The sequence below is a fragment of the Rhodovibrio sodomensis genome, from assembly GCF_016583645.1.
GTDB lineage: Bacteria > Pseudomonadota > Alphaproteobacteria > Kiloniellales > Rhodovibrionaceae > Rhodovibrio > Rhodovibrio sodomensis.
This window is the reverse complement of the sequence record NZ_NRRL01000114.1, coordinates 1-14,020: the sequence shown is the minus strand read 5'-3', so window position 1 is coordinate 14,020 and position 14,020 is coordinate 1. Positions and strand designations below refer to the sequence as shown.

General features: G+C 69.9%; 14 protein-coding genes. 4 read left to right on the top strand and 10 right to left on the bottom strand.

All coding sequences use genetic code 11. The features are described from left to right. Positions 1 to 216: 216 nt before the first annotated feature. Together CKO28_RS28975 and CKO28_RS22840 are read left to right on the top strand one after the other, a co-directional pair. Positions 217 to 348, top strand: a complete 132-nt coding sequence (locus CKO28_RS28975; RefSeq protein ID WP_274611058.1) for a hypothetical protein — start codon at positions 217 to 219, stop codon at positions 346 to 348. A 289-nt stretch (positions 349 to 637) separates the two neighbouring features. Continuing rightward, the gene (locus CKO28_RS22840; RefSeq protein ID WP_200343206.1) at positions 638 to 1,351 is read left to right on the top strand and encodes a tellurite resistance TerB family protein; all 714 of its coding nucleotides are present in this window, start codon (positions 638 to 640) and stop codon (positions 1,349 to 1,351) included. Positions 1,352 to 1,546: 195 nt separating this feature from the next. Here CKO28_RS22840 and CKO28_RS22835 read toward each other — a convergent pair whose 3' ends face one another. The 3 genes from CKO28_RS22835 to CKO28_RS22825 form a co-directional block, all read right to left on the bottom strand. Next, the gene (locus tag CKO28_RS22835) at positions 1,547 to 2,167 is read right to left on the bottom strand and encodes a DUF1013 domain-containing protein (RefSeq protein WP_200343205.1); all 621 of its coding nucleotides are present in this window, start codon (positions 2,165 to 2,167) and stop codon (positions 1,547 to 1,549) included. Positions 2,168 to 2,486: 319 nt separating this feature from the next. Continuing rightward, the gene (locus CKO28_RS22830) at positions 2,487 to 2,777 is read right to left on the bottom strand and encodes a sll1863 family stress response protein (RefSeq protein ID WP_200343204.1); all 291 of its coding nucleotides are present in this window, start codon (positions 2,775 to 2,777) and stop codon (positions 2,487 to 2,489) included. A gap of 125 nt (positions 2,778 to 2,902) precedes the next feature. After that, positions 2,903 to 3,898 carry an NAD(P)H-quinone oxidoreductase gene (locus CKO28_RS22825; protein ID WP_200343203.1) on the bottom strand — a complete coding sequence of 332 codons (996 nt, stop codon included), beginning with the start codon at positions 3,896 to 3,898 and terminating at the stop codon, positions 2,903 to 2,905. A 126-nt stretch (positions 3,899 to 4,024) separates the two neighbouring features. Here CKO28_RS22825 and CKO28_RS22820 point away from each other — a divergent pair, with 126 nt between their 5' ends. Beyond that, entirely contained in the window at positions 4,025 to 4,207 is a 183-nt protein-coding gene (locus CKO28_RS22820) for a DUF1192 family protein (RefSeq protein WP_200343202.1), read from the top strand. A gap of 78 nt (positions 4,208 to 4,285) precedes the next feature. Here the strand turns inward: CKO28_RS22820 and CKO28_RS22815 are convergent, their stop codons facing one another. The 3 genes from CKO28_RS22815 to CKO28_RS22805 all read right to left on the bottom strand — a co-directional run bounded on the left by CKO28_RS22815 (position 4,286) and on the right by CKO28_RS22805 (position 8,860). After that, positions 4,286 to 5,440: a DUF2336 domain-containing protein gene (locus CKO28_RS22815; RefSeq protein ID WP_200343201.1), complete on the bottom strand. Its 1,155-nt coding sequence runs from the start codon at positions 5,438 to 5,440 to the stop codon at positions 4,286 to 4,288. Positions 5,441 to 5,854: 414 nt separating this feature from the next. Beyond that, positions 5,855 to 6,337 (bottom strand): peroxiredoxin, encoded by a 483-nt coding sequence (locus tag CKO28_RS22810; RefSeq protein ID WP_200343200.1) that lies wholly within the window; start codon positions 6,335 to 6,337, stop codon positions 5,855 to 5,857. A gap of 258 nt (positions 6,338 to 6,595) precedes the next feature. Next, positions 6,596 to 8,860: a protein-disulfide reductase DsbD family protein gene (locus CKO28_RS22805; protein ID WP_200343199.1), complete on the bottom strand. Its 2,265-nt coding sequence runs from the start codon at positions 8,858 to 8,860 to the stop codon at positions 6,596 to 6,598. A 256-nt stretch (positions 8,861 to 9,116) separates the two neighbouring features. On the opposite strand from CKO28_RS22805, the gene CKO28_RS22800 reads away from it, so the two are divergent. Continuing rightward, on the top strand, positions 9,117 to 9,722 hold the full coding sequence (locus CKO28_RS22800) for a YqgE/AlgH family protein (RefSeq protein WP_200343198.1): 606 nt from the start codon (positions 9,117 to 9,119) through the stop codon (positions 9,720 to 9,722). 31 nt (positions 9,723 to 9,753) lie between these two features. Here the strand turns inward: CKO28_RS22800 and CKO28_RS22795 are convergent, their stop codons facing one another. The 4 genes from CKO28_RS22795 to thrC form a co-directional block, all read right to left on the bottom strand. Next, positions 9,754 to 9,969: a hypothetical protein gene (locus CKO28_RS22795; protein WP_200343197.1), complete on the bottom strand. Its 216-nt coding sequence runs from the start codon at positions 9,967 to 9,969 to the stop codon at positions 9,754 to 9,756. Between the two features lie 221 nt (positions 9,970 to 10,190). Further along, positions 10,191 to 10,790, bottom strand: a complete 600-nt coding sequence (locus tag CKO28_RS22790) for a GNAT family N-acetyltransferase (protein WP_200343196.1) — start codon at positions 10,788 to 10,790, stop codon at positions 10,191 to 10,193. A gap of 162 nt (positions 10,791 to 10,952) precedes the next feature. Then, positions 10,953 to 12,221, bottom strand: coding sequence for a M16 family metallopeptidase (locus CKO28_RS22785; protein ID WP_200343195.1), 1,269 nt, complete (start codon positions 12,219 to 12,221; stop codon positions 10,953 to 10,955). Between the two features lie 102 nt (positions 12,222 to 12,323). Continuing rightward, positions 12,324 to 13,754, bottom strand: coding sequence for a threonine synthase (gene thrC / locus CKO28_RS22780; protein ID WP_200343194.1), 1,431 nt, complete (start codon positions 13,752 to 13,754; stop codon positions 12,324 to 12,326). Positions 13,755 to 14,020 lie beyond the last annotated feature (266 nt).

The window sequence follows — 14,020 nt, the reverse complement described above, 5'->3', positions numbered from 1 at the left end:
ATCGTCGGCGCGCTTTCCACCCTGCCGGGTCGGTGGAAGCTGAGGTTCGATGACGCCCCACTCACGATCCGACAAGTCGAACCGCATGGTATATTCACTCCCTCTCTTGCCACTCACGACCCAAGACCGAGCGAATCATACACCGAGCGCTTTACGCAAAAGCAGATTTGAGTTTAGACCCTAGAAAGAGCCTACAAAATCGAGACGGCTGACATTGTGACCACCGTCCTGAACCTGATCGAGGCCGATGAACTGGAAGTCCGACACGCCGATGCGGTCAAGGTCGCCTGTCAGGACGATTTAAACAGCGCATCCAAGCATCGGTACGAGGGCTCTCGGATTACCTGATCCTGTGTCTCAACCGCGCCGCCGGATGCGGGACGACCGCCACGATGGATCGCCGACTGGCCCGGGAAGCCGGTCTGGCATCTGTATAGGATGAGATGCCGGATCGTGTCGCCTCGATAGAGCCGAGACCGGTTACGATCGACCCTCATCCGACCGGAGACCGCCAATTCCAGCGTCCGCCGTGCGAAAATTCCGTGGCCGACCTCTAGTGCGCGTCGAACCGCCCCCCATTTAATGTAAGGGCCCGGATCGCCGGGTGTCGAAACGATCGCGGTGCGGGAGCACGACCATGCTGGATGCGAATGGCTTTCTCGGACGGTTGCTGCAGGATCCGGGTGCCAAGGGGGCCTTGGGCGGCGTTGCCGGCGGCGCGCTGACCGGGCTCTTGATGAACAAGAAAGCGCGCAAGACCCTCGGCGAGACGGCCGTTAACGTGGGCGGCGTCGCCGCGCTCGCCGGGGTTGCTTACTTGGCCTACCAGAAATACCAGGGCCGGCAGGACGCTCCGGCGCCTGTGGCCGCCCCGGACCAGCCGGGCGCCGGTTCGCTGACCCCGCCGCCCGCCGGCAGTTCGTTCCTGCCCAAGCTGGGCGACACGGCCGCCTGCAACGCGCTGGCGCTCAAGCTGGTGCGCGCGATGATCGCCGCCGCCAGCGCCGACGGCCAGATCGACGGCGCCGAGCTGAAGCGCGTGCTCGCCACCATCGAGCAGGCGGATCTGAGCCCGAGCGACAAGGCGGCGATGCTGCAGGCGATGAACACGCCGGACACGCTGGACGGGATCGCCGCGCTGGCCGACAGTCGGGAAGTCGCGACCGAGCTGTACGCCGCCTCGCTCTCCGCGATCGAGGTCGATAGCCCGGCCGAGCATGCCTACCTCAGCATGCTGGCGACCAAGCTGAACCTGCCGGGCGAGCTGGTCGGCGCGATCCATGAGGTCGCGAGCGGCGCGGACATGCCCCCGCCTGGGGCCCAGCAGGCGCCACGCGGCCTCAGCGCGTAGGGCAAGAGGCTGAAAGGTGGACTCACCTTTCAGCTGAATCTTGCCGTCTCTTCAAGAAGTTAGATTGAACTGCTTGAACGCAGATTGGGCTTTCGAGCAGTCCGCTCCAACGCCACCCGCCTCCAGGCAAGAAAACGGCGCGGCCCAACTGGACCGCGCCGTTTTCGTAACCGGCCGGCAACGGGGGTCGCTGCCTTAGGTTTCGTCGCCGCCGCTTTCCGGCGCATCCTTGCCCGCGCTCGCGGAGGCTTCCGCCTCCGCCGGGGCCTGCTGCTTCTGGCCCGGCTTGCGGGCCTGCTGCCGGCGCGCGGTCTCGATCGTCTCGTTCAGCTCCGACTGGGTGCACAGGCCGAGCAGGACAGGGTCGCGCGGGCGGATGTTGGGCGAATTCCAGTGCGACCGGTCGCGGATCGCCTGGATCGTGTTCTTGGTCGTCCCGATCAGCCGGCACAGCTGCGTATCCTTGATCTCGGGATGGTTGCGCAGGATCCAGGCGATGCCGTCCGGCTTGTCCTGGCGCTTGGCGATCGGTGTGTACTTCGGGCCCTTGGTCCGCGCCACCGGTTGCGGCAGGTCGCTCTTGGCCGGCTGCAGCTTGGCGCTGGGGTCCTTCTGGCAGCGTTCGATCTCCGCGCGCGTGATCTCGCCGTTGGCGATCGGGTCCATGCCCTTGATGCCGCTGGCGACCTCGCCGTCCGCGATGCCCTGCACCTCGAGCGGGTGCAGGCCGCAGAACTGCGCGATCTGGTCGAAGGTAAGCGCGGTATTCTCCACCAGCCAAACGGCGGTGGCCTTGGGCATCAACGGCTGAGCCATGTCGTTCGTCCTCCTTGCGCGACCAAGCGGGTCCCGCGCGCTAGGGCGCGCGCGGGTCGGGTCAGGCAGCGCGCATCGTGTGTCGTTGCGGCCGATGGATGCCGCCCGTGGGGTCTCGCTCCCGCCGGTCGGGCGGCGGGCAACGCGAAAACGCGCCCGCGCGGGGACGCACGGGCGACCTCGGCGCCATCGGCACGTCCGGGTGACCGCGCGCGACTATAGAACCGAACGGCCGCGCGAAAAAGGCCGATCCGCACCGCCGGCGGCGGGAATTTCAGCCCCGCCGACCGGGGCGCGGACGGCGTCCGCCGCGGGGCGGTTACCGGAAGCGGTTCCAGGCGTCCTTGATCGCCTTGTCCATGTTGTCCCAGGCGGTGTCGATACCCTTCCTGACATCCTCCCAGGCGCTTTCGCTGGTCCGGCGCAGCTCGTCGAGCTGGTCCTGCATCTTGTGCTGCTGCTGACGCAGGTAGTCGATCTGCTCCTCGTACTGCTGGCGCGCCTGTGCCGTCGCCTGATCGGCCTTGTCGCGGAGCTTGTCGATCTCGGCGTTCCACTCGTCGATCTTGGACTTCAGCTGTTCTTTGTACTGGTTGCGATCCTCGGCCATGGTCCTGTTTCTCCCTAAATCATGGGTTCGCGCCTACACCCGGGCAGATGGGCATGCGGCGCGGCCGATGAAAGACGGGTCACATGATGGCGATCCGGCCGTGGGCTGAGCCGGACGCGCGGGATTCACACCGTCAGGACGATCTTGCCGATGTGGGTCGAGCTCTCCATCAGCGCGTGCGCGTCGGCGGCCTTGTCCAGCGGGAAGGTCTGATGCACCAGCACCTTGGCGCGCCCGTCTTCCAGCAGCGGCCAGACGTCGCGGTGCAGCCTGTCCGCCACGTCCGCCTTGAAGGCGACGTCGCGGGCGCGCAGCGTCGAGCCGGTGATGGTCAGGCGCTTTAGCATGACCGGCGCGAAGTTCACGTCCGCCTTCGGCCCGCCCAGGAAGGCGATCAACACCAGCCGCCCCTCCGGCGCCAGCGCCTTGATGTCGCGCGGGATGTAGTCGCCGCCGACCATGTCCAGGATCAGGTCGACCCCGCCCCGGGTCGCGCCCTTGACGACCTCGACGAAGTCCTCGGCGCGGTAATTGATCGCCCGCTCGGCGCCCAGGTCGCGGCACACCTGGCACTTCGCGTCCGTGCCGGCGGTGGCGAACACGCGCGCGCCGAACGCGCTCGCCAGCTGGATCGCCGTGGTGCCGATGCCGCTGCTGCCGCCGTGCACCAGGAACGCCTCGCCGCGTTTCAGCCCGCCGCGGTCGAACACGTTCGAATAGACGGTGAAGTGAGTTTCCGGAATCGCGGCTGCGTGCATCGCGTCGAAGCCCTCGGGCCAGGGCAGGCACTGCACCGCGGGTGCCGTGCAGTAGTGCGCATAGCCGCCGCCGGCGACCAGGGCGGTCACCTTGTCGCCGACCTGCCAGCGGCCCGCGTCCCGGCCGCGGGCGACGACCTCGCCCGCGACCTCGAGGCCGGGAATGTCGCTCGCGCCTTCGGGCGGCGGGTAGCCGCCCTGGCGCTGCATCACGTCGGGCCGATTGACCCCGGCCGCCTCGACCCGGATCAGGACCTCGCCGATGCCCGGCTGCGGCACCGGGCGTTCGCACGGGGTCAGCACTTCGGGACCGCCGGCCTGGGCGATCTCGATCGCGGTCATCGTTTCGGGCAGATCGGCCATGGCGGCGTCTCCTGGTGCGCTGGAACGGCTCTCGCCTCACCTCAACCGCTCTAGTATCCTCGCGGGGCGAGGGCAAGCGCGGCCGGCCGGCCGCGCCGGCGGTCCGGACACGCGGGAGACCAGGCGATGCGTGAAGACGAGGAGCCGAGCGTCCGGCTGGACCAGCCGCGGCCGCTGAACGATCTGTCGGTCGAGGAGCTGGACGCCTACGCTGCGAAGCTGGAACGGGAACTGGAGCAGGTGCGCGAGATTGCCCGGCAGAAGCGGGACTACCTGCAAGGCGCGGCCAGCCTGTTCAAGGACGAGTGAGCTTCCACTCGCCCCGGCCCGTGGGGCGCACGTTAGGGCGACCCGCGCAACGGCGGGATACGGGCCTCCAGGCCCGCGCTACCAGGCACTGGCCGTTGTCTTGGACAGGCCGGTCAGCACGGCCGTCAGCGAATCCCCGGTGATGCCCGGATAGCTGGCCCGGATATCGGCGATCGCCTTCGCCCGGTAGGAGTCGTCGAGAGCGCTGCCGCGCTTGAGATAGGGCTGGGCCGCCGAACAGGCCGCGTTGAACGCGTTGAACAGGCGCTCGGTGACCTCCGCGTTGCGGTACAGGCCGCTGCGGGCAAACGCGTCGCCGTCTTCGATCCTGCGGGCCGCGTCCGCGTAAGGCGTGTCGGCGCGCGCCGCCAGGCCCTGGACGAACAGCGTATACTGGCCTTCCAGCAGCACCCGCAGCAGCAGCCGGTCGGTCAGCTTGCCGCAGCGCAGCAGCGCGTTCACCGTCTCCGCCGGGTCGTAGCCGTCCTGCCCGGCCAGCATGGTGTGCAGGGCGGCTTCCTCGCCCAGGTCCACGACGTTGTCGCGCACCGCCGCCGACAGCTCCGGATGCTGCAGCAGCTCGCGCCGCAGCTCGTCGCTGGCGCAGTTGACCAGCGCCACCAGGACCCGCGGCGGCAGCTGGCGGTTCATCAGGCCGCGACGCACGTCCTCGCTTTGCCGGAAGCGCGAGAGCGCCCAGCCCAGCGAGCGCTTGGCGATCTCGGCGCCCTCGTTGTGCAAGAGCTGCGTCACCGTGGCCTCGTCGCCCTGCTGGATCAGCGCCCCGCTGACCCGCTGGCTGACCGTGTCGCGCTGACTGATCACCTGCAGCTTCTCGGCCTCGGCGTACTCGATGATCGCGATCAGATCGTCGTCCGACAGACTCTGGGCGTAGCGCAGGACCGGGACCGCGACCTCGGACACGTCGCAGGCCAGTTCCCGGGCCCAACTGTCCGGCAACGCCGGGGAATCGGCCAGTTCGGTGGCGACCGCCGCACGCACCGCCGTGGCCGTGTCGTAGATCAGCATTTCCAGGATATTGAGCGCGAGCTGGTTCTCCGCCTCGCTCAGATGGCCCGAGCTCAAGCCGCTGGCGACATCGCGCGCGGTCTGCGCGCGGGCCGTGGCCCCCGGGGCTTCCTGCAGCTGCTTCAGATGCCGCGCAAGCAGCCGGCGGGCTTGCGCGGACGAGACGCGGGGCGCCACCGAGGGCGAGACGGGCTTGTCGGCCACTGGTTATGTCCTTGTGTTCGGCCAGCCAGGCTGACGCATGTTTTCAGCGACTCTGCGCGCAATGCCGGTCCTGTCGGCGGCCTGCCTCAAGAACTATCCACGCGACTGTAAAAGACCGGTTAAGTTGGGAATCGAATGAGAGCGGCCGTTACGCCTTTGCTGACGCCGTTTTCTGAGAACGTCGTCGCACGACACAGGCCGTTCCGGTCCCGCGCGCGGCAAGAAAGTTGACGAAACGGCGGGTGCACCGTCCATCGTCTCTGCCCGGCGGTCCACGAACCATAAAACAGGCAGCGAGCCGCGTTGGCTCTAGGATGTCGCCCCGATCCCCGCCGCCGCCGCCGCCCGACGTGACACGGCCCAGTTTCACGTACCGGGTGGTCGTGGTCGGGCGGCGGCGCGGGTCCCGCGGTGTTACAGTTCCGCGAGCAGCTTGTCGGCGTTGGTCACTTCGACCGATCCGGGGCTGTCCTCGACGTTCAGCGCTGTGACGACGCCGTCTTCGACCAGCATGGCGAAGCGCTTGCAGCGCGTGCCGAGCCCGGCGCCGGAACCGTCGAACTCCAGGCCCATCTTCTGCGTCAGATCGGCGTTGCCGTCGGACAGCAGCATCACGGCGTCGCCGACGTTGGCCGAGTCGCCCCAGGCCTTGAGCACGAACGGATCGTTCACCGACATGCAGGCGATCTGATCGACGCCCTTGTCGTAGAACTGCTTGGCCTTTTCGACGAAGCCAGGCAGGTGCTCGTTCGAGCAGCTTGGGGTGAACGCGCCCGGGACGCCGATCAGCGCCACCTTGCGGCCCGCGAAGAAGTCGCCCGTGGTCACCTCGTCGATGCCGTCCTGGCCCAGCTTGCGCAGGGTCGCCTCGGGCAGTGCGTCGCCCACCTTGATCATCTGGATCTTCCTCTTGTGTCGCTTGGTTGGCGCGGGCGCGGACGGCCGGAGGTGCCGGGCCCCGCGTGCGTCGGTCGTGTCCGGTCGCGCCAGCATAGACACGCCCGGTCCGGGCGAAAAGATCGCAGCCGGCGTCCTCTCGGTCGGCGGCAAGGTGATCGGCGCCCGCGGTGTGGCGCCCCCGATTCCGCGCCCGTGATCCTGCGCTCCCGATTCCGCGCCCCCGATTCCGCGCACCGGGGGCTTGGCCCCGGGCGATCAGCGCCGGGCGGTCTGCCGACCCCTGGCCCGCTCGATCGCGTCGAGAACGCCGGACGTGTTCAGCAGTTCCGGCAGCGCGATCCCGTCCGGCGCGCCGGGGCCGTAGACCGCGTTGAACGGGATGCCGTAGCGCCCGAAGCTGGCCAGGTAGTTGGCGATCCGGTCGGACGGCTTGGTCCAGTCGGCGCGCATCCGCACGACCCCGGGCTGGTCGAGGCGCGCCTGCACCGTTTCGCTGTCGAGCACCAGCTTTTTGTTGACCTGGCAGGTGATGCACCACTCGGCGGTGACATCGACGAACACCACCTTGCCGTCCGCGACCAGCCGGTCGATCGCACCGCGGTCGAGCGGCCGCCAGTCGGCGGCATCCTCGGCCCCTGCCGTCGCCGGGCCGCGCGCGTCCGCCGGCGCCTGCAGCGTCAGCGGCGCGGCGAACGCGGCCAGCGCCAGCACCGCCGCCCCGGCCGGCACCGCCCGGCGCAGGCCGCCCGCCAGCTTCAGGCGCAGGGCGATCAGCGCCCCCAGCGCGACCAACAGCCCGGCGACCACCAGGGCGGTCAGCTGGCCGTCTTCCGCCGCCAGCACGCTGAGCAGCCAGACGGCGGTGCCGGCGAGCGCCACCCCCAGCACCCGGCGCACCGCGATCATCCACCGGCCCGGCCGCGGAAGTTTGGCGGCCAAGGCCGGCACCGCCGCGACCGCGAGATAGGGCAGCGCCAGCCCGATGCCGAGGGCGAGAAAGATCGCCAGGATTTCCAACAGCCCGCGCGACAGCGCGAAGCCGATCGCGGTGCCCAGGAACGGCGCCGAGCAGGGGGTCGCCAGCAGGGTCGCGAACATGCCGGTGGCGAAATGCCCGGCCAGCCCCTCCCGGTGGCCCGGGGCGGCGGGCGCGCCGCCGGCGCGCGCCAGCCGGTCGGTCAGCCGGCCGGGCAGCTGGATCTCGAACACCCCGAACAGATTGCAGGCGAACAGCGTCAGGATCAGCGTCAGCGCGACCAGGAACAGCGGCTGCTGGAACTGCACGCCCCAGCCGACCGCCAGACCGGCGGCCTTGAGCCCGGCCGCGCCGGCGGCCAGCAGCAGAAAGCAGGTCACGATCCCCGCGGCGGATGCCAGGAACGACTGGCGCACGTGCCGGCGTTCCCGGCCGCCCTGGCCGATCACGCTCAACAGCTTGAGCGACAGCACCGGCAGCACGCAGGGCATCAGGTTCAGGATCAGCCCGCCCAGCACCGCCAGGCCGAGGATCGCGGCGTAGTCGGCCGCGGCCACCCTCGGCCCCGTCCAAGTCAACCCGCCGCCGGTGTCGGTGCCGCCGGGGCTGGCGGTGCTGACCGCGCCGGCGTCCGCGCGGTCCGCGCCCAGCGTGATCTGGCGTTCCAGCCCGCGCTTGCCGTCGAACAGCGTCACGGTCACGGTCTTGCCGGCGAGCGTGCCCTCGGCGAGCCGGCCGCGTTCGCCGGTCAGGCGCAGGACCGCCTCGCGCCCGCCGTCGTTCAGGGTCACCGCGGGCTTGCCGAACTTGGTCTCCGGCAGCCCCTCGACGATCGCATCGGGCGACCTGAACGGCGGCTGCGCGTGCGTGGTCAGCTCCAGGACCGGCTGGTCGCCGCCGGATACTAGCCGTGCCTGGCGCAGGTCCAGGCCGGCGGCGGCGCCTTCGCCCGGCACCCGGTCGCGGAACTGGTCGATCAGGTGCGCCTGCTGGCTGGGGCCGCCGGCGTCGGCCGGCAGGGTCAGCGCCAGCGTCGCCTTGCGCGGCACGCAGATCTCGGCACAGGTCAGGTAGTCGACCTTGGCTTCGACCCGGACCGGCTTGGACGGATCCTGGGCGCGCGCGTCGACCGGCAACACGACCTCGCCGGCGTAGCCGAAGGTCTGCAGGCCGAACAGTTCGAAGCGGTGCGGCACCGGCCAGCGGATCTTCGCGGTCTCCAGGTTTTGCGAGCCGCTCCAGTCGACCTGCGGCGGATAGCCGGCCTCGCCGGGGGAGCGCCAGTAGATCTTCCACCCGTCGGCCATCTGGAACTGCAGGCCGAGGCGCAGCTGCGCGCTGGCGCCCGTGCCCTGGCTGGCCGACACCAGCCGCAGCCGGCCCTGCTCGTTGCTGGCCCAGTCGCTGCTGGCGGCCTGCAGCGGCGGCGCGGCGGCGAGCAGCAGGGCGGCCAGCATGGCCAGCGGCGCCAGCCGCGACAGCCAGCGGCGCGGTGCGGCGCGGCGCCTCGGGCTTGCGGGGCGGCGGGTCGTTTGGGCGGGCATGGGCGCGAACAAGGTCATCCGCATGGGCGTTAAACTCGGAGCTACCTCGCCTATATAGAGTGCGCGGAGGCCATCGTCAGGTCACGATAACGTGGCCTACTGTCGCCGGGGAAGGCGTACCGACGGCTTGCGGCGCACGCCTGGCGGGCGCAAGCTCCGGGCACGGTGAAAGGGCTTCCAGAAGCGGCCGACAGCCGCGCGCTTGCACCCGCGGCCGACGATCAGGGGCCAACAGCCACAAGCGGACGTCGAGGACATGACGGACAGCAAGACCAGCGCCAATAGCGCCAACAGCGCCAACAGCGACGAGAACAGCCTGGCGGGCCATCTGCTGGTGGCCATGCCGAACATGAGCGACCCGCGCTTCGAGCGCGCGGTGATCTACGTCTGCGCGCACGGCGAAGACGGCGCGATGGGGCTGATGATCAACAAGCTGGTCGACCAGATCACCTTTCCCGAGATGCTGGAGCAGCTCGGGATCGATAACGCCGACGTCTCCGACCAGATCCGTGTGCATTTCGGCGGTCCGGTCGAAACCGGGCGCGGGTTCGTCCTGCACTCGACCGACTACCGGCAGGACAGCTCGATGGCGGTCGACGCCCAGATCGCGCTGACCGCCACGGTCGACATCCTGCGCGACATCGCCGGCGGGCAGGGGCCGCGCCGCAGCCTGCTCGCGCTCGGCTACGCCGGCTGGGGGCCGGGCCAGCTGGACCAGGAGATCCAGGCGAACGGCTGGCTGCACGTCGATCCGGACGAACAGCTGATCTTCGACGCCGACCTGGACGACAAGTGGCAGCGCGCGATCGGCAAGCTCGGCTTCGACCCGTTCAGCCTGACCGGCCATTTCGGTCACGCCTAGGTGTGAGCCCCGCGCGGGCGCGGGTCGCGGGTCAGTGCGAGCGCAGGCTGGGGAACGCCTCGGCGTACATCAGGTCGATCAGGCAATCCGGGCCGGTGCCGGCGCAGCGCGGGCACGCGCGCGTCACCTCGGCGACCACGTCGCCGGCCAGATCCTGGACGCGGCCGCACGCCGGGGCGCCGGCCTGCCCGGACGCCGGCGCAAGCTCCGGGGCGCCGGGGTCGTCCGGCTCGTTCTCGTCGGCCATGTGGGAGAGGAATATCCGGGTCATTAACTCAGGTTATATTTAGGTCGTCAGGCCAATGTGGCCGTCATTTCCTAGCACAGCCTTATTCGGAGCGGAGAAGGAAAACAAGTCGGTGCATCCTTATTTCTAGCAAGACAATTTTCGGGCAGGATCGTGATCCAAATGGATAAACGCGCGATCGGATCCCCCGACTTTCCGCCGTCAATCCAACGGGGTGGCTGTTACGCCTTCCTGTCCGTAGCGCGCGGGTCGTGGCGCAGGATGGCGAACAGGACGTGGTCCTGCCAGACGCCGTTGATCCTAAGATACTCGCGGGCGTAGCCTTCCTCGGTGAATCCCGCCTTGGCGAGCAGCCCGCGCGAGGCGGCGTTGCCGGGCAGGCAGGCGGCCTCCACCCGGTGCAGGCCCAGGGTGTCGAAGCTGAAGGTCAGCACCGCCTGCAACGCCTCGCTCATGTAGCCGTGCCGGGCGAACGGCTGGCCGATCCAGTAGCCCAGGCTGGCCGACTGGGCAACCCCGCGGCGGATGTTCGACATCGACACCCCGCCCAGCAGTTGATCGTCCTGCTTGCGGAAGATCAGGAAGGCGTAGCCGGTGTCGTTGCGCATCTCCGTGCGGTACTGTTGCAGGCGCCGCCGGAAGGCGGCGCGCGACAGCGCGTCGTACGGCCAGGTCGGCTCCCACGGCTCCAGGAAATCGCGGCTGTCGCGCCGCAGCGCCGCCCAGGCCCGCCAGTCGCCGTGGCGGGCCGGACGCAGGTAGACGCGGCCGTGGCGCAGCAGCGGCTCTTCCGGCGTGCCCGGCCTTAACAGCGACAGCATCGGGCCACCATCGTTCCGGCGCCGCGGCTGTTGCCGGCGTCGGTCGGCCCGGCGGCCCGGCCCGGCCGGCGGGCGCGACCGCTTTCCGGGGTCGCGCCCCAGTGCCGCGGCGACCGGCCCCGATCCACGACAAAGGCTGATGCAACCTTCATCGCCGCGGCGCTAGGCGGCGAAGCGCTTGGCGACCGTGTCGAACGGTTCGACCTGGCCGACCGGCCCCAGGCTGGTCAGGGTCGGGCGGCTCGCCGCCAGCCGCTGCGCCAGCCGCTGCACCTGGCCCGCGTCGACCGCCTCGACGCCGTCGACGATCTCCTGGGTGGTCAGCGGCCGGCCGTAGATCAGCAGGTTGTTGGCCAGCTGCTCGCAGCGCCCGCTGGTGCTCTCGCGGCTCATCAGGATCGACGCCTTGAGCTGGGCGCGCGCGCGTTCCAGTTCGCCGGCGCCGACGTTGTGCGCCACGTCGGCGATCTCCGCGCAGACCACCGGCATCAATTCGCCGACCTCGTCCTGGCCGGTGCCGGCGTAGACGCCGAACAGCCCGCTGTCGCTGGCGGCGTTGTGGAACGAGAACACCGTGTAGACCAGGCCGCGTTCCTCGCGCAGCTTCTGGAACAGGCGCGAGGACATGCCCCCGCCCAACAGCGTCGCCAGCACGGCGCTGGCGTAGTAGTCCGCGTCGCGGTAGCCCACACCCGGCAGGCCCAGGATCACGTGCACCTGCTCCAGGTCGCGCGTCTCGCGGTAGTCGCCGCCGACGTAGTGCGCCGGCTCCGCGGTCTCGGCGGTGACCTGGCCGAGACCGTCGAACGCCTTCGCCGCCATCTCGACGAAGGCGTCGTGGTCGATCTTGCCGGCGGCGGAGATCACCATGTTCTCCGCGCCGTAGAAGCGGCGCATGTAGGCGCGCAGATCCTCCGGCCCCAGCTTCTGGATGATCTCGGCGCGGCCCAGCACCGGCCGGCCGACGCCCTGGTCGGGATAGGCCGTTTCCTGGAAGTGGTCGAAGATGATGTCGTCCGGCGTGTCGTAGGCCTGGCCGATTTCCTGCAGGATCACCTGGCGCTCGCGCTTCAGCTCCTGCGCGTCGAACGCCGGGTTGAGCAGGATGTCGGAGATAATGTCGAGCGCGAGCGGCGCGTGCTCCTGCAGCACCTTGGCGTAGAACGCCGTGCTTTCCCGGCCGGTGTAGGCGTTCAGCAGCCCGCCGACGGCTTCGATCTCCTCGGCGATGTCGCGGGCGCTGCGCGTCGCCGTGCCCTTGAAGGCCATGTGCTCGAGCAGGTGGGCGACGCCGTTCTCCGCCGCCGTCTCGTGGCGGGTGCCGACGCCGACGAAGGCGCCCAGCGCCACCGTCTCGACGTGCGGGATGTGGTCGGTGGCGATCGTCAGGCCGTTGTCGAGGCGCGTGATGCGCACGCTGTCTTCGCTCATGAAGGTCCTTATGCGACGGCAGGTGGAACACCGGCCCGCGGCCGCGGGCTTGCGGGCCGGCGAGCCGTGTCGGGCTGGTTGGCTGGCCTGCGAGTCTAGGCTTTAAGAGCCGACGCGGGAAGCCGGCGCGTCCGCGCCCGCGCGCCGGCTGACGCCGCGCACGAAGGTCTGCACCGCCGCCAGCTCGTTGGGCAGGGTGGTGTAGCGCTCCGGTCGGTCGTACAGGTCGGCCAACCGGTCGGGCAGGGGCGGGCGCTGGCCGGTCGCCCGCTGCACCGCGTCCGGGAACTTGGCGGGATGCGCGGTCGCCAGCGCGACCGTGGGCGATTGCGGATCGGCCCGGCGCTGGCGCGCGGCCGCCAGCCCGATCGCGCTGTGCGGGTCGATCAGCATGCCGGTCGCGGCGTACTGCCGGGCGACCTCGTCGAGCGTGCCGGCGTCGTCCAGCCGGAAGCCGTCGAAGCCGGCGCGGGCGCGGGCCAGCTGCCCTTGTGACAGGGCGAACGCGCCGGTTTGCTTGAACTGCCGCATCGCCTGGGCGGTCGCGTGGCCGTCGCCGTCCATCAGCTCGAACAGCAGCCGTTCGAAGTTGCTCGACACCTGGATGTCCATCGACGGCGAATGGGTCGCGACCACGCCCTGCGTTTTCATGCGCCCGGTCTCGAAAAAGCGGGTCAGGATGTCGTTGGCGTTGGAGGCGACGGTCAGCATCTCGACCGGCAGGCCCATCCGGCGGGCGGCGTGGCCGGCGAACACGTTGCCGAAGTTGCCCGTGGGCACGGCGAAGTTGACCGGCCGGTCGGGCGCGCCCAGCGCCACCGCGCTGGTCACGTAGTACACCGTCTGCGCCAGGATGCGCGCGAAATTGATCGAGTTCACCGCGGCCAGCCCGACATCCGCGCGGAACGGCGGATCGGCGAACATCGCCTTCACCAGCGCCTGGCAGTCGTCGAACGTCCCCTCGACCGCGACGTTGTGGACGTTGGCCGCCGCGACCGTGGTCATCTGCCGGCGCTGAACCTCGCTGGTCCGGCCCTTGGGATGCAGGATCACGACGTCGACGTTGTCGCGGTCGCGGCACGCCTCGATCGCCGCGGAGCCGGTGTCGCCGCTGGTCGCGCCGACGATGGTGATCCGCGCGCCGCGCGCGGCCAGCACGTGGTCGAACAGATCGCCCAGGATCTGCATCGCCACGTCCTTGAACGCGAGCGTCGGGCCGTGGAACAGCTCCAAGAGCCAGCTGGACTCGTCGACCTGCACCAGCGGGCAGGTGCCCGCGCGGGCGAACCGGCCGTAGGCCTGCCGGCACAGCCGGTCGATCTCGGCTTCGGCCGTGGAGCCGGCCATGAACGGGCGCATCACCGCGGCCGCCACCTGGGCGTACGGCTGGCCGCGGAAGCCGGTCAGCGTCTGCCGGTCCAGCGTGGGCCAGGCCTCCGGCAGGTACAGACCGCCGTCCGGCGCCAGGCCGGTCAGCAGCACGTCGTCGAAGCCAAGCGCGGGCGCGTCGCCGCGGGTGGAGTGGTAGCGCAAGGTCGAAAGCCGCTCGTTCGATGGCGAGAAGGGCGGGAAAACGGCCGCGGCGGGCCGGTTTCGATGTGGCCGCACTCTAGAACCCGATCGCGGCCGGTGGAACCACCTTTGCGCGGGATCGCGGTCGGGTCTGTTCGTAAGCGATGGGATGGACGCCCCCTCCGGCGGCATCGGTGTGCCAGAATGGGTGCACTGAAAAACGCCATTCAAGGAGGAGGCATCCATGGCGAAGGTTACCATGATCGGGCTGGACTTGGCGAAGAATA

Excerpts from the sequence above, each read along its gene's own strand:
- CKO28_RS22840 (WP_200343206.1), top strand. The coding sequence starts at position 638 with ATGCTGGATGCGAATGGCTTTCTCGGACGGTTGCTGCAGGATCCGGGT.
- CKO28_RS22835 (WP_200343205.1), bottom strand. The coding sequence starts at position 2,167 with ATGGCTCAGCCGTTGATGCCCAAGGCCACCGCCGTTTGGCTGGTGGAG.
- CKO28_RS22830 (WP_200343204.1), bottom strand. The coding sequence starts at position 2,777 with ATGGCCGAGGATCGCAACCAGTACAAAGAACAGCTGAAGTCCAAGATC.
- CKO28_RS22825 (WP_200343203.1), bottom strand. The coding sequence starts at position 3,898 with ATGGCCGATCTGCCCGAAACGATGACCGCGATCGAGATCGCCCAGGCC.
- CKO28_RS22820 (WP_200343202.1), top strand. The coding sequence starts at position 4,025 with ATGCGTGAAGACGAGGAGCCGAGCGTCCGGCTGGACCAGCCGCGGCCG.
- CKO28_RS22810 (WP_200343200.1), bottom strand. The coding sequence starts at position 6,337 with ATGATCAAGGTGGGCGACGCACTGCCCGAGGCGACCCTGCGCAAGCTG.
- CKO28_RS22805 (WP_200343199.1), bottom strand. The coding sequence starts at position 8,860 with ATGCCCGCCCAAACGACCCGCCGCCCCGCAAGCCCGAGGCGCCGCGCC.
- CKO28_RS22800 (WP_200343198.1), top strand. The coding sequence starts at position 9,117 with ATGACGGACAGCAAGACCAGCGCCAATAGCGCCAACAGCGCCAACAGC.
- CKO28_RS22795 (WP_200343197.1), bottom strand. The coding sequence starts at position 9,969 with ATGGCCGACGAGAACGAGCCGGACGACCCCGGCGCCCCGGAGCTTGCG.
- CKO28_RS22790 (WP_200343196.1), bottom strand. The coding sequence starts at position 10,790 with ATGCTGTCGCTGTTAAGGCCGGGCACGCCGGAAGAGCCGCTGCTGCGC.
- CKO28_RS22785 (WP_200343195.1), bottom strand. The coding sequence starts at position 12,221 with ATGAGCGAAGACAGCGTGCGCATCACGCGCCTCGACAACGGCCTGACG.